This is a genomic window from Bacillus sp. D48C (genome assembly GCF_053345735.1).
In genome coordinates this window covers 179,923-203,129 of sequence record NZ_JBKFAQ010000009.1, presented here as the reverse complement: position 1 = coordinate 203,129, position 23,207 = coordinate 179,923, and the positions used below count along the sequence as shown (strand labels likewise).

General features: G+C 33.5%; 22 protein-coding genes and 2 pseudogenes. 18 read left to right on the top strand and 6 right to left on the bottom strand.

The genetic code is table 11. The features are described 5' to 3' along the window. The first annotated feature begins 443 nt into the window (after positions 1-443). From ACLBXA_RS21235 to ACLBXA_RS21180, 12 genes and pseudogenes are all read left to right on the top strand, one after another. Positions 444-1,034 (top strand): TetR/AcrR family transcriptional regulator, encoded by a 591-nt coding sequence (locus tag ACLBXA_RS21235; protein ID WP_000169651.1) that lies wholly within the window; start codon positions 444-446, stop codon positions 1,032-1,034. A gap of 263 nt (positions 1,035-1,297) precedes the next feature. Then, entirely contained in the window at positions 1,298-2,245 is a 948-nt protein-coding gene (locus ACLBXA_RS21230) for a sugar-binding transcriptional regulator (protein ID WP_000409779.1), read from the top strand. Between the two features lie 307 nt (positions 2,246-2,552). Next, on the top strand, positions 2,553-3,224 hold the full coding sequence (gene deoC, locus ACLBXA_RS21225; RefSeq protein ID WP_001017441.1) for a deoxyribose-phosphate aldolase: 672 nt from the start codon (positions 2,553-2,555) through the stop codon (positions 3,222-3,224). A 99-nt stretch (positions 3,225-3,323) separates the two neighbouring features. Continuing rightward, positions 3,324-4,505: a NupC/NupG family nucleoside CNT transporter gene (locus tag ACLBXA_RS21220; protein ID WP_000876177.1), complete on the top strand. Its 1,182-nt coding sequence runs from the start codon at positions 3,324-3,326 to the stop codon at positions 4,503-4,505. Positions 4,506-4,541: 36 nt separating this feature from the next. Next, on the top strand, positions 4,542-5,843 hold the full coding sequence (locus ACLBXA_RS21215) for a pyrimidine-nucleoside phosphorylase (RefSeq protein ID WP_001983022.1): 1,302 nt from the start codon (positions 4,542-4,544) through the stop codon (positions 5,841-5,843). A 32-nt stretch (positions 5,844-5,875) separates the two neighbouring features. Further along, on the top strand, positions 5,876-6,271 hold the full coding sequence (locus ACLBXA_RS21210) for a cytidine deaminase (protein WP_079245343.1): 396 nt from the start codon (positions 5,876-5,878) through the stop codon (positions 6,269-6,271). A gap of 342 nt (positions 6,272-6,613) precedes the next feature. Next, complete coding sequence (locus ACLBXA_RS21205) at positions 6,614-6,889, top strand: TIGR04197 family type VII secretion effector (protein WP_046392616.1); 276 nt, start codon at positions 6,614-6,616, stop codon at positions 6,887-6,889. A gap of 41 nt (positions 6,890-6,930) precedes the next feature. After that, a pseudogene (locus tag ACLBXA_RS21200) lies at positions 6,931-7,194 on the top strand (DUF3958 family protein); the annotation flags it as partial. A 127-nt stretch (positions 7,195-7,321) separates the two neighbouring features. Beyond that, positions 7,322-7,936 (top strand): immunity protein Imm33 domain-containing protein, encoded by a 615-nt coding sequence (locus tag ACLBXA_RS21195; RefSeq protein ID WP_447617439.1) that lies wholly within the window; start codon positions 7,322-7,324, stop codon positions 7,934-7,936. A 264-nt stretch (positions 7,937-8,200) separates the two neighbouring features. Continuing rightward, a pseudogene (locus ACLBXA_RS21190) lies at positions 8,201-8,344 on the top strand (transposase); the annotation flags it as partial. Between the two features lie 104 nt (positions 8,345-8,448). Further along, complete coding sequence (locus ACLBXA_RS21185) at positions 8,449-8,844, top strand: DUF2871 domain-containing protein (RefSeq protein ID WP_000737876.1); 396 nt, start codon at positions 8,449-8,451, stop codon at positions 8,842-8,844. A 15-nt stretch (positions 8,845-8,859) separates the two neighbouring features. Continuing rightward, positions 8,860-9,339: a CcdC family protein gene (locus ACLBXA_RS21180; RefSeq protein ID WP_000561076.1), complete on the top strand. Its 480-nt coding sequence runs from the start codon at positions 8,860-8,862 to the stop codon at positions 9,337-9,339. 47 nt (positions 9,340-9,386) lie between these two features. Here ACLBXA_RS21180 and ACLBXA_RS21175 read toward each other — a convergent pair whose 3' ends face one another. After that, entirely contained in the window at positions 9,387-9,617 is a 231-nt protein-coding gene (locus ACLBXA_RS21175; protein ID WP_000789783.1) for a DUF896 domain-containing protein, read from the bottom strand. Between the two features lie 244 nt (positions 9,618-9,861). Here ACLBXA_RS21175 and ACLBXA_RS21170 point away from each other — a divergent pair, with 244 nt between their 5' ends. Then, the gene (locus ACLBXA_RS21170) at positions 9,862-10,776 is read left to right on the top strand and encodes a hypothetical protein (RefSeq protein ID WP_000994721.1); all 915 of its coding nucleotides are present in this window, start codon (positions 9,862-9,864) and stop codon (positions 10,774-10,776) included. Positions 10,777-10,848: 72 nt separating this feature from the next. On the opposite strand, the gene ACLBXA_RS21165 is transcribed toward ACLBXA_RS21170, so the two are convergent. Further along, complete coding sequence (locus ACLBXA_RS21165; protein WP_447617437.1) at positions 10,849-11,556, bottom strand: alpha/beta fold hydrolase; 708 nt, start codon at positions 11,554-11,556, stop codon at positions 10,849-10,851. 143 nt (positions 11,557-11,699) lie between these two features. Here ACLBXA_RS21165 and ACLBXA_RS21160 point away from each other — a divergent pair, with 143 nt between their 5' ends. Next, on the top strand, positions 11,700-12,572 hold the full coding sequence (locus ACLBXA_RS21160; protein ID WP_001100328.1) for a LysR family transcriptional regulator: 873 nt from the start codon (positions 11,700-11,702) through the stop codon (positions 12,570-12,572). Positions 12,573-12,626: 54 nt separating this feature from the next. On the opposite strand, the gene ACLBXA_RS21155 is transcribed toward ACLBXA_RS21160, so the two are convergent. Both ACLBXA_RS21155 and ACLBXA_RS21150 read right to left on the bottom strand, forming a co-directional pair. Further along, positions 12,627-13,343 carry an urease accessory protein UreH domain-containing protein gene (locus ACLBXA_RS21155; protein ID WP_222124715.1) on the bottom strand — a complete coding sequence of 239 codons (717 nt, stop codon included), beginning with the start codon at positions 13,341-13,343 and terminating at the stop codon, positions 12,627-12,629. 15 nt (positions 13,344-13,358) lie between these two features. Next, on the bottom strand, positions 13,359-14,342 hold the full coding sequence (locus tag ACLBXA_RS21150; protein ID WP_025710125.1) for a F510_1955 family glycosylhydrolase: 984 nt from the start codon (positions 14,340-14,342) through the stop codon (positions 13,359-13,361). A gap of 221 nt (positions 14,343-14,563) precedes the next feature. Between ACLBXA_RS21150 and ACLBXA_RS21145 the strand changes: the two genes are divergently transcribed. Further along, positions 14,564-15,847 (top strand): aminopeptidase P family protein, encoded by a 1,284-nt coding sequence (locus ACLBXA_RS21145; RefSeq protein ID WP_447617436.1) that lies wholly within the window; start codon positions 14,564-14,566, stop codon positions 15,845-15,847. 97 nt (positions 15,848-15,944) lie between these two features. On the opposite strand, the gene ACLBXA_RS21140 is transcribed toward ACLBXA_RS21145, so the two are convergent. Further along, the gene (locus tag ACLBXA_RS21140; protein ID WP_000687268.1) at positions 15,945-16,580 is read right to left on the bottom strand and encodes a pentapeptide repeat-containing protein; all 636 of its coding nucleotides are present in this window, start codon (positions 16,578-16,580) and stop codon (positions 15,945-15,947) included. A 366-nt stretch (positions 16,581-16,946) separates the two neighbouring features. Between ACLBXA_RS21140 and ACLBXA_RS21135 the strand changes: the two genes are divergently transcribed. After that, positions 16,947-18,587: a multicopper oxidase family protein gene (locus ACLBXA_RS21135; protein WP_098832836.1), complete on the top strand. Its 1,641-nt coding sequence runs from the start codon at positions 16,947-16,949 to the stop codon at positions 18,585-18,587. Between the two features lie 51 nt (positions 18,588-18,638). Here the strand turns inward: ACLBXA_RS21135 and ACLBXA_RS21130 are convergent, their stop codons facing one another. Next, entirely contained in the window at positions 18,639-19,178 is a 540-nt protein-coding gene (locus ACLBXA_RS21130; protein ID WP_086403329.1) for a hypothetical protein, read from the bottom strand. A 333-nt stretch (positions 19,179-19,511) separates the two neighbouring features. Here ACLBXA_RS21130 and topB point away from each other — a divergent pair, with 333 nt between their 5' ends. Both topB and ACLBXA_RS21120 read left to right on the top strand, forming a co-directional pair. Continuing rightward, positions 19,512-21,656 (top strand): DNA topoisomerase III, encoded by a 2,145-nt coding sequence (gene topB / locus ACLBXA_RS21125; RefSeq protein ID WP_000766771.1) that lies wholly within the window; start codon positions 19,512-19,514, stop codon positions 21,654-21,656. 205 nt (positions 21,657-21,861) lie between these two features. After that, positions 21,862-23,109: a DUF4153 domain-containing protein gene (locus ACLBXA_RS21120; RefSeq protein ID WP_447617435.1), complete on the top strand. Its 1,248-nt coding sequence runs from the start codon at positions 21,862-21,864 to the stop codon at positions 23,107-23,109. The last annotated feature ends 98 nt before the right edge of the window (positions 23,110-23,207 follow it).

The following is a 23,207-nucleotide window of genomic DNA, read 5'->3' as shown; positions in this document are numbered from 1 at the left end:
TTATATCTCAGTTTCTTTGGTACAATTTAATTCCAGTAATCATTAATGATTACCCTTTTATAGAATGAAGTGAAAGTGGGGATAGTTCAAACACTTTAGCTAAACATATTAATCAAAATTATATATAATAATCATATGTCTATACGTTAAATTTAACTATATATTTTTACACCTACTACGAAGTTAGGTGAAATTAGTTGTATAACATGACTGAATTAAATAATTGGTCATGTTAATTTTGACAGAAAATTCATTTGAATGATATAGATAATACAATTTGATTAATCTCTTTTCAAACTGTATTGTTTGAGGTTCACATAATATAGGGGTTGATAAGATATTTTCGCTTCAAACTTCTTTATACTTACAAAAAAATTCAAGAAAATAGATGGTAAATATCACCTGGAATATTAAGCTCGTTTTTATTAGGAGGATTACAAAGCATGACTAAAGTTGATAAGGTTAAAGAAAAAATTATTGAAACATCTTTATATTTATTTAATACTAATGGGATAACTCGCACATCCATCCAGGATATAATGACAGCTACTGAACTACCTAAAGGATCTATTTATCGTAGATTCAAAAGTAAAGAAGAAATTGTCCTTGCTGCCTACGACAAAAGTGGTGAGATTATGTGGAGTCATTTTCATAAAGCAATGGAAAATAAAAAGACAGCAATCGATAAAATCCTTGCAATTTTCCTTGTATATCAAGATGCAGCTAATAATCCTCCTATTGCTGGAGGCTGTCCATTACTTAATAGCGCAATTGAAAGTACTGGAGTATTTCCAGAATTACAAAAAGCAGCAGCAAAAGGTTATGATGATACAGTAATGTTAATGGCTTCTCTCATAAAAGAAGGAATAGAGAAACAAGAACTTAAAGAAGATATAGAGGTTATATCACTTGCTTCCTTTCTTGCATCTTCAATGGAGGGGGCTATTATGGCAAGTCGAGTATCTAACGATAATATACACCATCATTATTTTATTGAACAAATAAAACATCATCTTTTCACTTATTCTAAATAAGTGGGAACTTGCATTGTTTTCATCCAATTTTTATAAAATTAAATTGAATACATACCCCTTATAACCAGTATCTTCTGTTTATAAGGGGTATTTGAATAGTTTTTAGACGATGGTTTATGTTTCTTATTGAACGGTTTCATTGTATATAATAAGTGGAATATAAGTTCAGTTAGATAAAATTCGGTAGTCGAATTTTTTTGCATAAAGCTGTATAATGCTTGTAACGAAAGGGAAATACAGGAAGGGATTTGTAATGAGTTACTATGGAAAAAGATAAACAACAATTAAGCGTTGAAGTTGCAAGATTATATTATCAATCAGATTATAGTCAGCAAGAAATTGCTAACAAATTAAATATTTCAAGACCGACGATTTCTAGATTGTTAAAGTACGCGAAAGAAAAAGGGTTTGTTCAAATTAGCATCGCCGATCCATTTGCGGATTTAGATAACGTTGGGAATTTACTAAAAGAAAAGTACAACTTGTTAGAGGCACATGTTGTGTTTTCTCCAGTGCCAGAATATGCAACGATTACAGAGTATATTAGTAAATATGCAGCTGAGTATATGGAAAAGACGGTTAAAAATGGTGATATCGTTGGTGTAAGCTGGGGAATGACAATGTATGAAATCGCTAGAAAAATCGTACCGCAACATGTAAAAGGGATAGAGGTTGTCCAGCTAAAAGGTGGCATTAGTCACTCGAGTGTAAATACATATGCGAATGAGACGATAGCTTTATTTGCAGATGCTTTTCAAACGACGCCAAGAAATCTACCTCTTCCAGTTATATTTGATAATGCAGTGACAAAAGAATTAGTAGAGCAGGATCGACATATTCATCACATTATCGAAATGGGGAAGCAAGCGAATATTGCAATTTTTACTGTAGGAACAGTGCGAGATGAAGCGCTATTATTCCGATTAGGTTATTTCGATAAGGAGGAAACAAGTTTACTCAAAAAACAATCGGTCGGTGACATTTGTTCACGTTTCTTTGATGGAGACGGAAATATTAGTAGTGAAGAAATTAATAAGCGGACCATTGGAATTGAGTTAGAGGAACTGAAATTAAAAAAACGCTCTATTTTAGTTGCAGGTGGTAATAGAAAAATAAAAGCAATTGATGGTGCGTTACGTGGCGGGTATGCAAATGTATTAATTATCGATCAGCATACAGCAAAAGAATTGTTACATTATCAAAAAGATTAGAAATAAAAGGCGTTCTCAAAATGTTAATTTTGAGAACGCCTTTTATTTTGTTATGTATGAATGATAGGTGTTTTTTTTGAACACAAATTGCCTTTTTAAAAATAATTATGGATATGGAGATACATACTACCATTGTTAATATAAAAGTTTTGATTTTAAATAGGAATTGTTTCTTAGTTAGAATGCGCTTTATTTACTACAAGAAAATTCCTTTTAAAAAAGAATGAACAAAATTTCAAAAGTGTATTTACATTTGTTCAACTAAGAGTTAGAATGAAGTTGTTAAAAGATATGAGGAGTGAAGATAATGAACATTGCAAAGTTAATTGACCATACAATTTTAAAAGCTAATACTACTAAAGAAGATGTTATGAAAGTAATCGAAGAAGCAAAGGAATATAAATTCGCTTCTGTTTGTATTAACCCAACATGGGTAAAATTAGCGGCTGATGAACTAGCTGGACATGATGTAGACGTTTGTACTGTAATCGGTTTCCCATTAGGAGCAAGCACTACTGAAACAAAAGCATTTGAAACAAAAGATGCTATCGCAAAAGGTGCAACTGAAGTTGATATGGTAATCAACGTAGGCGCTTTAAAAGATGGCGACAACGAACTTGTTGAAAAAGATATTTATGAAGTAGTACAAGCAGCAAAAGGAAAAGCTCTTGTAAAAGTAATCATTGAAACTTGTCTATTAACAGATGAAGAAAAAGTACGCGCTTGTGAATTATCAGTAAAAGCTGGTGCTGACTTCGTAAAAACTTCAACTGGATTCTCAACTGGCGGAGCAACTGCTGAAGATATCGCATTAATGCGTAAAACAGTAGGACCAAACGTTGGTGTAAAAGCATCTGGCGGTGTTCGTACACGTGAAGATGCAGATAAAATGGTAGCTGCTGGAGCTTCTCGCGTTGGAGCAAGTGCTAGTGTTGCAATCGTATTAAATGATGCAAAAGGTGCTACAGATAACTACTAATCGATAAAAGGTTAAAGCAATAGATATACGTTTAAAGTATATCTATTGCTTTAACAATTAAAAAAAATGTAAGCGGATACGAATGGGAGGAAACGGCTTATGAAATACTTAATCGGTGTTTTTGGCCTCGTATTGATTTTAGGTATCGCTTGGCTTGCTAGTAATGATAGAAAGAAAGTCAAATATCGTCCAATCATAACGATGGTTATATTACAATTCATTTTGGGGTTTCTATTATTAAATACAAGTATAGGGAATATATTAATTAGCGGAATAGCAGATGGTTTTGGAGAGTTATTAAAATATGCCGCTGACGGTGTGAATTTCGTATTTGGTGGATTAGTAAATCAAAAAGAGTTTTCGTTCTTTTTAAGTGTATTAATGCCAATCGTATTTATATCAGCTTTAATCGGTATTTTGCAACATATTAAAGTATTACCTATTATTGTGAAATCTATCGGTCTAGCATTAAGTAAAGTAAATGGAATGGGGAAACTAGAATCATATAATGCTGTTGCTTCTGCGATTTTAGGACAATCTGAAGTATTTATATCAGTTAAGAAACAACTAGGGTTATTGCCAGAGAAAAGAATGTATACATTATGTGCATCGGCAATGTCTACAGTTTCTATGTCTATCGTTGGATCATATATGGTGTTATTAAAACCACAATATGTTGTAACCGCTTTAGTGCTTAACTTATTCGGTGGCTTCATCATCGCTTCTATCATTAACCCGTATGAAGTTACTGAGGAAGAAGATATGTTAGAAGTACAAGAAGAAGAGAAAAAGACCTTCTTTGAAGTATTAGGGGAATACATTATTGATGGATTTAAAGTTGCGATTACAGTAGCAGCTATGTTAGTCGGTTTCGTTGCTCTTATCGCATTCATTAATGCAGTATTTAAAGGTGTAATCGGTATTTCATTCCAAGAAATTCTTGGTTATGCATTTGCACCATTTGCATTTATTATGGGTGTACCTTGGCATGAAGCAGTTAATGCCGGAAATATTATGGCAACAAAATTAGTATCAAATGAATTTGTCGCAATGACAGATTTAGCACAAGGAAACTTTAATTTCTCAGATAGAACGACAGCAATTATATCTGTATTCTTAGTTTCATTTGCAAACTTCTCTTCAATTGGAATTATTGCAGGTGCAGTTAAGAGCTTAAATGAAAAGCAAGGGAATGTAGTCGCAAGATTTGGTTTGAAATTACTATTCGGTGCAACGTTAGTAAGTTTCTTATCAGCAACAATCGTTGGCTTATTATTTTAATAGATTCATATAATATAAAAAGGAATGGTGATTGTAATGAGAATGGTAGATATTATCGCAAAAAAACGTGACGGCAAAGAACTAACGACTGAAGAAATCAAATTCTTTATTAATGGATATACAGACGGAAGTATTCCTGATTATCAAGTGAGTGCGCTTGCAATGGCAATCTTCTTTAAAGATATGACAGATCGCGAACGTGCAGATTTAACGATGGCGATGGTTGAGTCTGGAGAAACGATCGACTTATCAGCAATTGAAGGAATTAAAGTAGACAAACATTCAACTGGCGGTGTTGGTGATACAACAACTTTAGTATTAGGACCATTAGTTGCTGCTTTAGATGTACCAGTAGCAAAAATGTCTGGTCGTGGTTTAGGACATACAGGCGGAACAATTGATAAATTAGAAGCGGTAGAAGGATTCCACGTTGAAATTACGAAAGAACAATTCATTGATATTGTAAACCGTGACAAAGTAGCTGTTATTGGACAAACAGGAAACTTAACACCTGCAGATAAAAAGATTTATGCATTACGCGACGTAACAGGAACTGTTAACTCAATTCCTTTAATCGCAAGTTCAATTATGAGTAAAAAAATTGCAGCTGGTGCTGACGCAATTGTACTTGATGTAAAAACAGGTGCTGGTGCATTTATGAAAACAGAAGAAGATGCAAAAGAATTAGCACATGCAATGGTACGTATCGGAAATAATGTAGGACGTCAAACTATGGCTGTTATTTCGGACATGTCACAACCGCTTGGTTTTGCGATTGGTAACGCTCTAGAAGTAAAAGAAGCGATTGACACGTTAAAAGGTGAAGGTCCAGAAGATTTAACAGAATTAGTACTTGTATTAGGTAGCCAAATGGTCGTACTTGCGAAAAAAGCAAATACGTTAGAAGAAGCTCGTGAAATGCTAATTGAAGTGATGAAAAACGGAAAAGCAACTGAGAAATTTAAAGAGTTCTTAAGCAATCAAGGCGGAGACAGCTCGATTGTAGACAATCCAGAAAAAATGCCACAAGCTAAGTATGTAATTGATGTACCTGCAAAAACTTCAGGTGTTATTTCTAACATTGTTGCAGATGAAATCGGTATCGCAGCTATGTTACTAGGTGCTGGCCGCGCGACAAAAGAAGATGAAATCGATTTAGCGGTAGGATTAATGTTACGTAAAAAAGTTGGCGATGCAGTAAAAGAAGGCGAGCCATTCGTAACAATCTATGCAAACCGTGAAAATGTAGAAGATGTAAAAGCAAAAATCTATGAGAACATTTCTATCGCTGAAACAGCAGTGGCTCCTAAATTAGTTCATACAGTTATTACTGACTAATCATCATTACATTATTTTAAGGGGGAAATAATATGGATAAGAAAAAATATATTGAAGAAGCAAATAAGATGTTAGCAAAAGCATATATTCCGTATTCAAAATTTCCTGTTGGTGCAGCATTAGTTACGAAAGAAGGTAAAATCTATACTGGTTGTAATATAGAAAATGCTTCTTACGGTCTATGTAACTGCGCAGAAAGAACAGCGATCTTTAAAGCAGTATCAGAAGGGGAGCGTGACTTTAGTTACTTAGTTATTACAGGCGAAACAGACGGACCGATTTCACCATGTGGTGCTTGTAGACAAGTAATTGCTGAATTCTGTGAACCGAAAATGCAAGTTTTACTAACGAATGTAAAAGGTGATGAAAAGGAAGTGACTGTTGAGCAATTACTTCCAGGTGCTTTCTCAATAGAAGATTTAAAATAAGTTGAAAAGTGAACTGCACCTCCAGTTGTTAGACACGAATAACAATTGGAGGTGCAGTTTTTTTACTTTATATTGCGGTGAATTATTTACTGATATTTTGTCCCCTTTTTCATCAATTTATTATTTTACCACATGTGAAATTTTAAAAATTAAATATTAATGTAGTGTAAGTACAATATAAATTCCCAATTAATATTAAAAGATGATAGGCTATTTTTATAATTGAATTACCTTTCGTACTCTAAAAAACACCCTACCAACAAAGGTTCTCTATCAATATAAAAATCTATACTAATATGGTATAAATTTCATGCTCTATTAAGTATAGAAGGGGTTTATACGATGGGACAATTTCAAAGTAATTTTCAAAGCGCTACACAAATCGCAACGCAAATGAGGGCAGCTTCAGATACAATCCAAAGCGCAACAAATCGTTCTATAAAAAAGGTGACACGTACTACGCTCTCAGTTAATTCAAAAGCACAAGAAGCGAACCAACAAGTTTTAGATTTGACGAAACAATTTTCCACCACCTTTCAACAAGCGGTCGATAACATTCATTCGGTAGCCAAAGAGTTTGAGAGAATGGATCACGAGCTTCACAATACTTTCCGCTAATATGACCACCTTCGTAAAGATAAAACGGTAGGAGGAAAAAAATGGATCGAGATATCAAAAACCAAATTAAACAGTTAAATCAAAAATTACGAAGTGTATTTGAAGAACAGGACCGAAATTAATCCGCGCTTCGAACTCAGGAACAAGCGGAAGCTGATTTTCACGAATTGAAAAATCGAAGCAACCGCTTATTTAACCGTATTTTAGAAACTTGGCACAATGATAAAGAGTTATCTCATTTCTTTATAAATATCCGTCAAGAAGCACAACACATTGAGCGAAAACTTACATTGAATGCAAAAGATTGGAGTACATGGCCGGGGCACCCTAAATACGGTAATGTTCCGGAAATTATAAGACTAGAAATGTTAGAACGTGAAGCAGTGGCTAGAGAAGCTTTGAAAAAATCAATAAAAGAGAGGTTACAATCCATTGAAAACAATAGTTAAAAATATAGGTGGTAAAAAGATAATAGCTACAGCAGAAGAACATTTAGGCCCCCAGATAGAAAAGTTATTGTATTTGCTAACTAAAGTAGAAGATAACAAATTAGTTGATAGATTTTCTATGCAAGTTGGTTGGTCTATTTTTGTTCTATCCAAACGTGAAGATGGGTATCATATTATTGCCCCAGATTATACAAAAAATCCATTTAAGGATACTACAGGTGATCTAACAATTGCTTTATGGGTGCAATTAGAACAAGTACATTGTTTACGTCAGTTAAATATTGACGGTGAAACAATAAAGTTTAGCGATAAAATAGTGACTTCAAAAAATGTGTTACAACTAGATGAGGTTTATTTACAAAGAGCTAGGGATTGTGACAAAGGTGATTCTGGTTGGTATATCGGTCCTGTCGATGAAACAGAAGAAACTGACGGTGAATTAGAAGTATATTACGCATATCAGCTACTAAAAATTAGACCTTCAATTATTCAAGTTTTAGCCTTACCTTATGAATATCTGGTAGTTTTTGAGAAAGATAAAATCAAAGCCATTTTAGATGATAATGATGTCGATGTTTGGAATGGAGTTACAAACTAAGATTAGTTAAGTTCTAAAATAATTGAGAGGGCTTAACCGCATGAACTCAAAAATCCCGGAAATTTTAGGAATATTAGACGGTTATGAGAAAAGGGTAATTTTAGTAATTATAGAAACTGAAGCAATGGTTTAAATTAAGCTAGAAACTTACAGGATGGAAAATAATCAATAATGAATAAATTATAAAAGAGCATCCCACCATTAAAAACTGAACTGCACCCCAATTGTTAGACACAGTCTAACAATTGGAGGTGCAGTTTTTCTATGGTTAAATTCACAACTGATGAAAAAATATACATCGTTCAACGTTATTTGAACGGAAATGAAAGTTACCGAGAAATTAGTAAAGCTATTGGTATAAGAGACACCGTAATTTTGAAATGGGTAAACCAATATAAACAAAATGGCTTTTTATTTGAAAATAGGATGTAATATTTTATTCATATTCCGTTCATAAACTTTCCGTAAAATGATTGCAGCGAATATAGAAAGTTTACAACAGGAGGAATAGAATGAAGAAATTATATAATGCGGCATTTATTTACTTAATTATTGGTTTATTATCAGGTGTATTTGCAAGAGAGTATACGAAAGCACAAGGAATTAAAGGATCCACAATGTTGCAATTAGTGCATACACATGTATTAGTGCTCGGTTTTGTATTCTTTTTAATTGCTTTAGCTTTATGTAAAGTGTTTCATGTACAAGAAACAAAGAGCTTTTGTGCATGGTTTGTTGTTTATAATGTAGGAGTAATCTTTACTATTGCTACAATGCTATGGAGAGGTCTTCTACAAGTAAATGGAACTGACTTTTACGGTTTAAGCCATATGGCTGGATTAGGTCATGTTATTATAAGTATCGGGCTCGTTTGGTTTATGATTTTGCTAAAAAAGTCATTTAAATAGATAGGAGTGGAAAGTATGATAGCACTTTTATCAAGTGTCGTAGCAGTTTGTATGGCTGTTGGGGTAATGTTTCTACGTTTTAAAGCAGCGAAAAAGCCGGTAACGAAAAAGAAAATTATATTGCCGCCAATTTTTATGAGTACAGGCGGGATGATGTACTTTTTACCAGAGTTTCGATTAACATCGTTAGAAATAGTCGAGGCAATTAGTATAGGGCTTATCTTTTCTATTTTTCTTATTAAAACAACTAAGTTCGAAATAAAAGGCGAACATATATTTATGAAACCGTCAAAAGCATTCATATTTATTTTAGTAGGCTTATTAGCTGTACGCGTGGCATTAAAGTCATATTTAAGCCAATCAATTGATTTGGCAGAGTTAAGCGGAATGTTTTTCTTACTTGCATTTGCGATGATTGTGTCGTGGAGAATTGCGATGTATCGCTCGTTTACTAAATTAGAAAAGACAATAAACAGAGCTGGAATTTCTATATAGGAAATCCAGCTCTGTTTATGTTTTATTAAAATTCTTTAGCGCGGAACTCATTTGCTTAATTTTAAACGTATTTGAGCATCTTGTAATGCGGCTGGTGTAACGTTAAGACCATTTTGATCAACAATTTTTGTGTTTAATAAAATGGAATCTAAGCTTCCACGAAATGTTTGTGTATAGTTTTGACGCAACATTTGTTGTTCTTGTTTTTCATCAACTGTTAATCCAGTTGCTTTTTCTTTTTTGGACAATTCGTTAATACGGAATAAAATATTTTTCATTTGTTTCACCTCTAGTTAGATTTAATTACATTAGCTACTTACTAATGTATAGTTATTTTAACCTATCTTTTAATAAGTGTCAATGTCTATAAAATGCCTTGTTTTGTAAGTGTATGGGGTGAGAGAGAATGTAAATGACTACTAATACTTGAAATAGAAAAGATGTTAATATACAATACCGTAGTAGGGTATAAAATTGTTGTTTTACATTATGAAAGAAATGAGCACAAAGGAGTATGTAATAATGAATGCAGTAATTTCAAAGAAAGAAACAATCATCTCATATACGATTGCTATTTTATTTATTTTAGCCATGGTAACAGCGGGTGTGTTATTAAATGATCCAGAAGTCATTTTGCCGGAAATAGCGGCGATGGCAATTGCTTTATGGGCGTATCGTGAGCCAGGATGGTTAAGACAACCAGAAAAAATTTTTATTGCACCGTCAATAACAGCTGTAATCGGTTTTATGGTGAATCAAATGGATATAGCCTATTTAGGGAAAGTAAGCTTAACGCTTGTATTCATGATGCTGTTTTTGCGTGTAATTCAATCCAATTTAGCACCATCAATTGCGACAGGTTTATTACCATTAGTAACAAATGCGACGGAATGGTCATTTGTTATCGCGGTCTGCGCTTTAACATTTATATTAATGGTTGGTGTACTTATATTTAAATTGAACAGTGGTCTGGAGCGAAAAGTGAATATACAGTATAAGTATATGATTGTATTTCTAATACTAAACTTTGTGTGGATCAGTTTATGTTGGATAACTGGTTATGAACAATTAGCAGTTATTCCACCAATATTAGTTGTCGTGTATGAATCACTTCAAAAGCCGATGTACAATGAAAAAATGGCTTTTAAACAAATAGTCGTATTAACTGCATCTGCAACTGTTGGAACAATATTGTACTTTGCGATTGATTCATGGATTGTAGTCACTTTATTAAATATGATATTAATGCTTATTTTATTAAAAATTGTTGGTGTACGTATTCCAGCAGTGTATGCATTTCCATTATTGCCGCTCGTATTTCCAGATGGAATGATAAAGATGTTACCAGTAGCTTCATTTGTTGCGGGAGTATTTTTATTTGGTGCAGTACTACTGTATAAAAAGTGGGAGATGAAGCAAAAGGGCATGGCAATGTAGATAGAGTAAAGATAGCTTTTAATTAGTAAAATAAATAGACACCTGTGAGTGTCTATTTATTTTATGAAAAATTTAGTTTAATTCATTTAAGTAATGAACAAGTGCCGATGCTTTAGAGAAAAATGGAGAATGATCAGCTTCTAAAGTAATAACTTTCTTGCAAGGTGTTTCTGTATTCATTCGGCGCTGAAAATCAATTGGAATCGCTCTATCTAGAGTCGTTTCAATATAAATGCGATCTATGGCTCCAAAGTTTTCTTCAGATATTTTCAGCTCTTGTTGGAAGGGTCCTAGTGGTTGAGGACGCATTTGATTAAAAGATGCTTCTTTAATAGAACCGTCTTCTGTAGCATTTAAAAATGTTTGTTCAATTAGATTAGGTATAAGTTCAGCAGTCAAGGCATTTTCATTTATAGTGAATTGCGGGCCATCTTCTCCGTCTAATTTACTACCAAGACTTTCTCCGTTTTGTGGTAAAAAGGCACAAAGATATACTAATTTATCGATTTTATTTGGTATAAGTTCAGCAGTTTGAGTAATAACGATTCCACCCATACTATGTCCAACAAGAATAACCTTTTCATTTTGTTGATTTATATTAGCTGTTACTGCATCAACATAGGAATCTAACGTTATATTTTGTGAAGGAGTTGTATCTTTCCCACTTCCAGGTAAGTCTAGTGTAATAACAGTGTGACCTAAAGCCTCTAGTTGAGGTTTTACTAATTCCCATGCCCATTCACCTTGCCATGCTCCATGTACTAAAATGTAAGTACTCATTTAATCAACACTCCTCTAGGGTATATAAGTTTCATCTATTTGTAATATTGATGATGTATACTCAGTGTAAATGAAGTGGTTTCATAAATATAATGAAGGTTATTTATAGATGATATAAATATATTTTATATAAGGAGAACAGAATGAATGTTTTTGATTTTAAAGTCTTTACATATGTGGCTCGTTTAAATAGTATTAGTCTGGCAGCAAAGGAATTACATATGACACAGCCAGCAATAACCCATATTATTAACAAATTAGAGAAACGATATGCTATAACGTTATTTGATCGCTCTAGACAAGGAACGATTCTAACTGAAAATGGCAAAGAATTTTTAGTTGGTGTGAATCGACTTCTAATGGAGTATGAAAAACTTGAGGAAACAGCTTTCCAGTTGAAAAATAAAAGCTTGTATAAAATTGTACTAGCTACGTATCCTTCCGTTACTGTATATTGTTTGGCGGAGTGTATTCAACTAGGGAATATTGATCATAGTCAATATGTACTTGCAGTTCGAGAAGGAAGCTATCAAGAAGTGTTAGATTGGCTATCATCAGGTAGTGCAGATTTTTCTATTTCTATAAAAGAAAATTTAATACAAGGATTTCATTATGATGTCATTGGTGAAGATCCGTATGTTATGGTTTCTTCAAAAAAAGTTCCGCCTAACCTTACTATTAATGATATAAAAAATTATCCTTTTATTATGCCGCTTTCTGGTTGCAAAGAAGTGCTCGAACCGTATTTGATGAAAAATGAAATAACAGTTAATAAAGTGATGGAGTCAGAATCAATTAGTTCAGCATTAGCACTTACTATACAAGTTAATGGCATAACAATCGTTCCGTTATCAGGACTACATAAGCAAATTATTCATGACTTCATTGTACAGCCGATAGAAATTACAATTCCACGACAACTTATTATGCAATGGTCACCTAAAAAAGAGAATGACCCGCTGTTTCTCGCGTTTGTTAAGAACTTATTAGCTCAACTACAGCAAAAGAAAAAATGAATATAATATTACAAAAGGTAAGCTCGTTTCACTGAAGCTTATCTTTTGTATGTATTACCAATAAAGAGCGGTATCATAAAGTCCGATTAATATAAGAAGAACACCGGCTACCTGTTGAACGCGTTTGCCAATATTCCTACTTTTTTTAAGTAATGTTCCATTTAATCCAAGATAAGAGATGATGAACATAATTCCAACGATAGGGAGAGCAGTTCCTAGCGAAAAGAATGTTGGAAACAAGTAACCATAATTATATGAGAAAGATAAAGGGATTAACGTTCCAAAAAATAGAACGAACATGGTCGGACAAAAAGCTAAGGAAAAGAAGAATCCAAGTAAAAATGAGCCAGTTTCATTTTGTTTTCTTATAAATTTGATTGAGAAGAAGTTTCTTGCTTTTATAATACCTGCCAACATTAACCCCATTAAAATTAATAGGGGTCCCATCATTTTGCGTAACCATGGGAAATACAAAGTTAATATTTGCTGAATCTCTTTTCCTAAAAACCATACTAATAGTCCAAGCGTCGTAAAAGCCATTATTTTTCCTAAAATGAATAAAAGTATATGTTTCCATACATGTCCTTTTTGTAAAGATTGGTTGCTATAAAGTGTAATAGCACTAATGTTTCCTGTTAATTGACAAGGAGCAAGTGTACCTACAATGCCTAATAAAAACGCAAATAAAAGAGGTACTGATTTCGTAGCATTCGCGGCATCCATTAAAGGAGACATGAGTTGATAGCTCCATTCACTAATTATTGAAAACACGTTATATTCACCCTTCTAATTAATTTGGAATATTCCTTCTTTAGTAAGCTGCTTCCATGTTTTACCCTCATCCGTAGAAAGGAACACATTTGCTTTCATTGTAGCAAATACAATTTCAGCTGAATTTTGAGGGTTTTGTGATATATACATAATTGTATCTTTAGGATCTAAAGGTGGAATTTGTATGTTTGTCTCCTCATTTGTAGCAATTGATTTCTTCGTTACGATTTGCTTATTGATAGGCGCGTAAATAACATCTTCATTACTTAATGTAATTGCGGTCGATTCAAGTGATTTAGCGAATATTTCAAACGTATTTCCGTAATCTGTAGATAAGTAAACACCGTCTTTGGCACTTACTGCGACTACACTAGATTGATTCGGATGTACGGAAAAGGAATGAATCGTACTTGAAAGACCTTTTAACTTACTATTTTCCCAATCTTGTCCGTTGTTCGTACTGAAATAAAAACCTTGTTGTAATTTAGAATTTGGACGCTCATTGTATAAATAAATTGCTTCTGTATTATATCCGACAGCAAGGTTATGAAAATCAGATTCTCCGTAAAATGCTAGCTTTTCAAGAGTATTACCACCATCAGAACTTTTCAATAATCCTAAAGGGTTTTTTAAATTTGCACCTGGTTCAGGGTGACCGCTGGCAAAGAATCCGTTCTTCGTTGCCTGAAATCCCATATAATCATGTAGCTCAGTCTTAGTTTCAAACCATTTGCCATCTTGATAAACTTTTATCCCGCTATGAGTGGCAATAGAAACACCTAGCATATTTCCTGCATAGCCAATTCCATGAATGTGCTCGATTTTTCCAGATGTAATTTCTTTATAGGAGTCTTGCGGATTCGTATTTGCTGTTTTTGTATTTTTTGGTTGAGATTGCGCCGTTCCTTTCTTCACTGGTGCTGTTTCGACGTTGCTAGAACATCCTGAAATTATTAATAAAGAAGTAATTGCTAACCCTGTTGCTACATAATGTTTCAAATTTGTAGGCCCCTTTCCTATATACGTGATTTTAAGTATATGGAATAAATGTCAAGAAATTGTGGAGTGGTATGCATAATTTAGCGTGGAAGGGACCTTAGTAATGAAAATTCTCCTTTGGCTATGAGTACTATTAATTGACGAAAAATTATAACAATAATAGAATGAATTGTATTGATGATTAGTTTCACAAGCATACATAGAACACTAGGGGGATTATTATGAAATCAACATTTTTTGCTCAAAATAGAGAACGATTAGCAAACACATTACCAGAGGGATCTATTACGATATTATTTGCGGGACAAGCACCGCATATGTCAGCTGATGCACATTATAAATTTGTACCGAATCGTAATTTTTACTACTTAACGGGAATCGATGAACCAAATGTTATTTTTATGCTGAAAAAGGTTGGAAGTAGTGTTGAAGAAACACTTTTCATTGAAAAGTCAGATCCAGTAATGGAAAAATGGGTCGGTAAAACAGTTTCTAACGAAGAAGCAGAGAAAATTTCAGGTATAAAGAAAGTTGTATATTTAGATAGCTTTGAAAAGACAATGTCAAATATACTTTTTACAGAAAATGCGAAGCATCTATATTTAGATATAGAACGTCGTGATTGGAATGGTACGGAGACAAAAACATTAGCATTTGCTAAACATGTAAGAGAAAAATTCCCACACGTAACAATTGGTAATGTATATCCGAACATTTGTGAATTACGAGTATTTAAAACAGAAGAAGAAATTGAAATTATTAAAGAAGCGATTGCTATAACGAAAGACGGTATTTACAACGTACTTAAGCATGCAAAAGCAGGCATGATGGAGTATGAATTAGAAGCACAATTTGATTTTACACTGAAATCATCTGGCATTAAGCACCATGCATTCAATACAATTTTGGCGAGTGGGAAAAATGCTACAGTTCTTCATTATGAAGATAATGATGCACAAATTCAAAATGGTGATTTAGTATTGCTAGATTTAGGCGCTCAAAAAGACTACTATAACGCTGATATTAGTTATACATTCCCGGCAAATGGAACATTCTCTAGTCGCCAAAAACAAATTTATAATATTGTATTAAAAGCATTAAAAGAAACAACAGAGATTATTAAGCCAGGATTAAAGTTCGCTGCATTAAATGAGCATACAAAAAAGGTACTGGCAGAAGAGTGTAAAGCAATTGGTTTAATTCAAGAAGATGAAGAGTTATCAAAATACTATTATCATGGTGTCAGCCATTTCCTTGGTTTAGATACACATGATGTAGGAACATATAAAGATAGAGTGTTAGAAGAAGGTATGGTTATAACAATTGAACCTGGTCTTTATATTGAGGAAGAGTCGATTGGTATTCGAATAGAAGATGATATTCTTGTAACGAAAGACGGGTATGAAAACTTATCAAAAGATATCATTAGAGAAGTTGAAGAAATTGAAGAATTTATGAGTGTAAATAATGAACATGTAAAAGGAAACCAAGCTGTAGTTAAATAATAAAAAAGTCATCACTAATTTATTTGAACTTTATCTCGAATCGTGGACAATTAAAAAATCCAGGATTCGGGATAGGGTTCTTTTTATCTTCGAAATACTAATCTTTAATTATTAATCCTAATAAAGTTGCAAACTGAACAGCTTGATATGTTGATACTTTACATCCTCTTAAATCGTTCACTGAAACTGTAAGTGTATCAAAGGTAGAAGAACTAATATCTATCCCCTTCAGTGATGTCTGATCAAAATTAGCTTCATCAAGACTACATAATTGGAATTCAACTTTTTTAAGTTTACAGTCAAAAAAATCTGCATTATTTAATGAAGTTTCATTAAATATAATTTTTTCTAGTTTAGAATTCCCAAATGCTGCTAAATTCAAAATTGAATTCTCAAATTTAACATTTCCTAAGCTAGATTCTGCAAAATTAACCCCGATTAATTTACTGTTTTTAAATTCGACTCTATGAACAGAAGAATTGCTTAAATTAACATTTGATAAATCGCAGTTTTCAAAACAAACATCTGTAATATCGATATTGCTAAAGTCTGTATTAGTGAATTTACAATTCTTTATCACTGCATCATACAATCGCACTCTATCTACAGATTCATTTTCGAAAGTGGAGTCTATAATTTCACACACTTCTAATGTTGGATCTTCTTCATAAAAAATATCTTGAAAATTCTTTGAAGATAACTCTGGTGAAATTTTTGGTCTATCAATTTTCATCGTATATCAATCCTCTTCTATTTGATATATTTGTGTAATTTGAGTCTATTGTCTTCTTGTAAGGAACATTAGTTCTTATTATACAAAAATGTAAGTTCTTTTGTGAAGAGCATTTTAGCTACATTTTTCTTATTTAATAATAGAAGTGTTATTGTTTCTTAAGAAATAACGTCAAAACAAATACGAGAACGGCTAATATAGTCGCTACAAGGAAAGCATTTTGTATTTCTAAAATATTCGCCTCTTGTAATGTCTCCGCTTTTAGTAATCTTCCAATTAGCTTACGTAAGATCTAATTACATCTCCTTATTTTCTTGAAAATCAACTTCTATAATGATTTTGAAAAAGAAAAAGGGGGGATTTTCCATGAAGCGATTTGTATTAGCAGCCGTTACAGTCTATGTAATATTTTTAATTGCTGCCTGTTCTGTGACGACAAATACAACAAATGATCATAAAAATATGAATGATAAAAAAACAATACAGACTGAAACAGCTACAACACCATTGAAGGTTGAAAAAGGACCAGAAGTTACTTTAATAGCGAAAGAAGAAAAGCAAAAATTAAGTAACGGTGTTATTGTTCCAGTCTGGACATTTAATGGCTCATCTCCTGGTCCAGAAATTCGGGTGAAAAAAGGTGAAAAGGTGAAAGTGACATTAAAAAATGAATTATCTGTACCAGTATCTATTCATTGGCATGGATATCCTGTCCCAAATAACATGGATGGAATTCCAGGCGTGACACAAGATGCAGTTGAACCAGGAAAAAGTTTCACTTACGAATTTGAAGCGAACGTACCAGGAACGTACTGGTATCACTCGCATCAAGATTCTGTAAATCAATTAGATAGAGGTTTGTATGGAGCGCTCATTGTAGAAGATGCAAAGGAAAAATATGATAAAGATTACACATTAATGTTGGATGAATGGGTTACAGATAAAGAAGAAATTAAAAAGCAGTTAAAAGAAATGACAAAAGGGCAAATAGGTAATAAATCTAAAGGTGATGAAAATACGAAAAAGAATGACGATAAGAACGGCATGGATCATTCCGGTATGGACATGGACAGTGATCAAAAAGACTCTGGCAATATGACAGGAATGGACCATGGAAATATGAAGATGGAAGGTCATGATATGAGTATGTATGATTTATTCACAATCAATGGAAAAAGCGGTGATTTAGTAGCGCCATTAAAAGTGAATAAGGGAGATAACGTTCGTCTTAGACTCGTCAATGCTGGTTATCTATCACATGATATACATGTTCATGGTCATGATATAAAAGTAATTGCGACAGATGGTCAACCAATAAACGATCCAAAAGTTATAAAGGATAAAGTAATTTCAATCGCACCGGGTGAACGTTATGATATTGAATTTACTGCTAATAATCCTGGGAAGTGGTATGTTGAAGACCATTCAAAAAATAAAGGTGCAAAAGGAATGAAAGCTGTTATTGAGTATGATGGTAGCAAAGAGATGAAAGATAAAGCAGACGAAAAAGAAAAACTACCGAAAGTAGATATAATGAAATATGGTACTAAAAAATTAGGTAGTTTCACGTTAAATCAAGAGTATACTGCCACATATAATATGGACTTAAATACGCAAATGAATGGAAATGAAATGGTATATACAATTAACGGAAAGGTATTTCCGGATATTGACCCAATTCAAGTGAAAAAGGGTGATTTAGTAAAAGTGAAGTTGGTAAATCGTTCTAAAATGGATGATCACCCAATGCATTTACACGGGCACTTCTTCCAGGTGTTGAGTAAAGATGGAAAACCGATAAAAGGTTCTCCAATTGTAAAAGATACATTGAACTTAAAACCGGGTGAAGAATATGAAGTAGCCTTTGTAGCAGACAATCCGGGTGAGTGGATGTTCCACTGTCACGACCTACATCATGCTTCAGCAGGGATGGTAACGGAAGTGAACTATACAGATTATAAATCTGACTATGTTCCAAACCAAAACATTCCTAATAAGCCAGAATAATAGGAAGCAGTTATCCTATGGATAGCTGCTTATTCATTTTTGTTGCAAGTACTAATGTATATGTTGATTATGCCCAGGTGAAGGAGTATGATCTGGGAATGTCGCGAATACGGCAACGATAATTACTACACTAATTGAAAGTAATAACAAAAAACGCTGTTGGATAAAAGTAGAAAAGTTCTCCGATAACAATTGAATCACACAGGACATAGTAATCGTTATAGTAAGTAAAAGGCTAATGAACAATATACTATGAGCTTGTTGAGCGTTTAACATTTCTGTAATCATTGCTCCCATCGTACTTGCCATTAATCCAGAGAACATTCCTTCTAAAGCAGTATATAGGTGAAAACGTAGACCGATTAAGAAACCGATAAAACCACTAATTAAAATAGCAAGCAAAGTAGAATATAGTAATTCCCCCTTAAAGAGAATGCCTAAGTAAAAACCAATACTTAAACCGATACTCATACTAAAAGACATAATAAATACCATATACTCCATTAGGGTACTCTTACGTTTAGAAATATTGGATGCAATAAGAATTGAGGTACAGCAAAGTGTTAAGGTAGTTAACGTATAAGCAAACATTATGATACCTCCTTGTCCTATCGTTCATTTCATCATATGTTTATATGGAGAGTACTTATGCTTATTAATATCTGCATATTATCTGCACAATTTCATAGATGTAAGCAAAGGAACGCTTGATTTTTTAGGGCGTCTTTTTTAATTGTAAGCATGTGAAAGAAATTGTTATATTATGAGTTTCTATTGTGAAGCCATAAAGAATAAGCGTATAATATTATAGGTCTCACATTTGCGAGACAAACCGCGAATGATAAATAAGATTGTTGTTTTATCATCGCTTCTAAACATATATACAATGAAAGTAACACTGGAATACAGATAGGGAGTTATAAAATGAAATTAATTATTGCCGAGAAACCAGATCAAGGGTTGGCTCTTGTTTCACAGTTTAAATATCGCCGGAAAGATGGATATTTAGAAGTAGAAGCGAATGAGTTATTTCCAAATGGAGCGTACTGTACATGGGCAATTGGTCATTTGACGCAGTTATGTAATCCAGAGCATTATCACGCAGAGTGGAAAAAATGGTCACTTAATACGTTACCGATGATTCCAGAGCGTTTTCAATTTGAAGTTACAAAGTCAAAGTATAAGCAATTTAACGTTGTGAAACAGCTGTTACATAATCCACAGGTAACAGAAATTATTCACGCAGGCGATGCTGGGCGTGAAGGGGAACTGATCGTACGAAATATTATTAATCTTTGTAACGTGCAAAAGCCGATGAAGCGTCTATGGATTTCGTCTTTAACGAAGCAAGCAATTTATCAAGGGTTTAAAAATTTACTTGATGAATCAGATACAATTAATACGTATTACGAAGCATACACAAGATCTTGTGCTGACTGGGTTGTTGGCATGAATGCATCACGTGTGTTTAGTATTTTGTTAAAGAAAAAAGGAATGAATGATGTATTTTCTGCTGGTCGTGTCCAAACACCAACGTTAGCATTGATTGTAAAGCGTGAGAAAGAAATTGAAAACTTTAAGTCAGAGCCTTTCTGGGAAGTGTTTGCAACCTTTAATATAGAAGGAAAGAAATATGACGGGAAATGGGAGAAGGATAATGAATCCCGCTTAAAAGACCCTGATATGGCGAATAAAATTGCGGCATTTTGCCAAGGGAAACCGGCTGTTGTGAAGGAAATGAAAACGGAGCGTAAAGAGTTTCAGCCGCCGCTTTTATTCAACTTATCATCACTGCAAGCAACGGCAAATAAAGCCTTTAAGTTTTCACCGAAAAAGACGCTTGATATAACGCAAGCACTCTATCAAAAAGGGATTGTTTCTTATCCACGTTCAGATTCTAACTATGTTACTCAAGGAGAAGCAGCGACTTTCCCTGATATTTTACAGAAGTTAAGTCAGTTTGATGAATATAAAGGTTTATTACCGGCTCCGGTTGAATCCATTATGAACAATAAGCGTTATGTAAATGAAAAGAAAGTAACAGATCACTACGCGATTATTCCGACAGAGCAAGTTACAAACCCAAGCAGACTATCAGGTGATGAAAAGAAAATATACGATATGATCGTAAGAAGGCTTATTGCAGCTCATTATGAAGTTGCAATCTTTGACTATACAACGATTGTAACGCTTGTAGATGAACGTGCTGAATTCATTTCAAAAGGAAAACAGCAAATTCAAGAAGGTTGGCGTAAAGTTATTTTCCAAGACGATAAAGATGACGAAACCATTCTTCCAATTGTAGCTGAAGGTGAAGAAGGAAAAGTTGTAAAGGTGAAAGTGAAAGAAGGAAAAACACAGCCACCGAAGCGTTATACAGAAGGACAACTTATTACGTTAATGAAAACAGCCGGTAAGTATTTAGAGAATGAAGAGCTAGAGAAGGTATTGAAGAAAACAGAAGGTTTAGGTACGGAAGCGACCCGCGCGGGTATTATTACGATGCTGAAAGACCGTAAATATATAGATGTAAAGAAAAACCAAGTGTATGCGACTGATAAAGGAAAAGTATTAATTACCGCAATTGGTGACAAAATACTAGCTTCACCGGAAATGACTGCGAAATGGGAACAACGTCTTGCGGAAATTGGTGAAGGTACAGCTTCACCAGCTACATTTATGGAACAGACGAAAAAGCTATCAGCTAAAATTATTGAAGACGCAGTGGAAATGTCTGAGAAGTGGGATTTCACGGGACTACATGTTGAATCGATTGAACGAAAAGGATCGAAATTTACAACGGGTAAAAAGGTTGGTAGCTGTAAAAAATGTGATGGCGATGTAATTGATAAGTCAACGTTTTACGGTTGTTCTAACTATAATACAACGCAATGTGATTTCACCATTTCAAAGAAGATATTAAGTAAAACAATTTCGCAAAAGAATATGACAAAGCTCTTAAAAGGTGAAAAGACTGATTTAATTAAAGGCTTTAAAAAGGGCGAGAAAACGTTTGATGCGAAATTAGAGTGGAAAGATAATAAGATTAATTTTGTATTTGAGAATTAATTTGTTAAAAGAGCATGACAGTTTTATGTCATGCTCTTTTGTTTTTTCTTTTATATAAAATTTAACGATAAAAAAAATCCTTTAAATAATAATTTTTTATTGTAAAACGATAAATTTTGTATTAAAATCAAAATCATAATAAATGAGTGAGGTGCTTTTGTTAAAAGGTAACAACCTTATTTTTAAAATTAGAGGAGGTATAACTATGAACAGTAACAATTTGATTGTTAAACATATGGATAACCCCCATGAGTTGGAGAAGATGTATAGAAAAGATCCGAAAGCTTTTAAAAAAGCATTCTCACAAGCATGGGACCAAAACCCTGATTCTCAAATTCTAGGTGCTTGGTATGAAAGGTTGCATTTTAAGGAGAAAGTAAATAAAGAAAAAACATCTTTGTTTCAAAAAGGTTTCTTATTCATGGGCCTTTTAGCTATTCTGGCCGGCATAAGCACCAGGATCATTTTCCACTTTGTTGAGCAGGAAGCAATTGCTCCAATTAATTTGGCTTTTGGTGTAATTCCCTTTATTGCTGCTTATTTTGTTTACAATAATAAGCCGAAAAAAAGTATTATTTATTCCCTTATAGCGTTATTCCTAGTTTCCGGGGTGTATCTTAATACGTTGCCAATAAATTATAAAGACAGTACCATACTTGCGTATTTACATCTTCCTATATTTTTATGGGTCTTAGTAGGGCTTGCATTTACAGGAAATGAATATTCAAAAGGCAGTACAAGATTAGCCTATATTAAATTTAATTTAGAATATTGTCTTCTCTACGGGAGCATGGCAGTGAGCGGAATGATACTAGCAATATTCACCATGCGTTTATTTAGCTTTGTTGACTTAGATATAGGAGAATTCTATTTTAGTAATGTTGTTTTATTTGGAGCAGCGGCTCTCGCTATTGTGACTGCATACTTAGTATCAATGAATCTTAAGCTTGCTAAAAATATTACACCATACATATCTAAAGTTTTTAGTCCTCTCGTCCTGATTACCTTGCTTATCTATCTTATAACGGTAATTTTGGTCGGGAAAAATCCATTCTTGGATCGCAATTTCCTAATGGCCTTCAACGGAATACTGCTTGGTGTATTGGCTGTTACTATATTTTCTATCGTTGAGAGTGACTCAGACGAGAAAAAGAGTATTTCAGATTATATAAATTTTGCCTTAATTGTTCTGGCACTTATTATTGATACTGTTGCATTGTCAGCCATCGTATTTAGACTTTCTTCTTACGGGATTACACCTAATAGACTAGCTGTTTTAGGTGTAAACATACTGATCTGGGCAAATCTAATTTGGATTATGTTTTCCTATATGCGTTTCTTGCAAAATAAATCAGGACCAAAAGCTATCCAAGATGCCGTTACGAAGTATTTGCCAATATACGGACTTTGGGCAGCTTTCGTCATATTTACGTTTCCTATCATTTTTAATTAGAAAGGATCTGTTAATGCGGGAGTGGTGAGGGCTAATAATCATTGGGGGAGGAACAAAACCCCCAATGATTAAAGTTTCACTTTATTATAATTGGTATT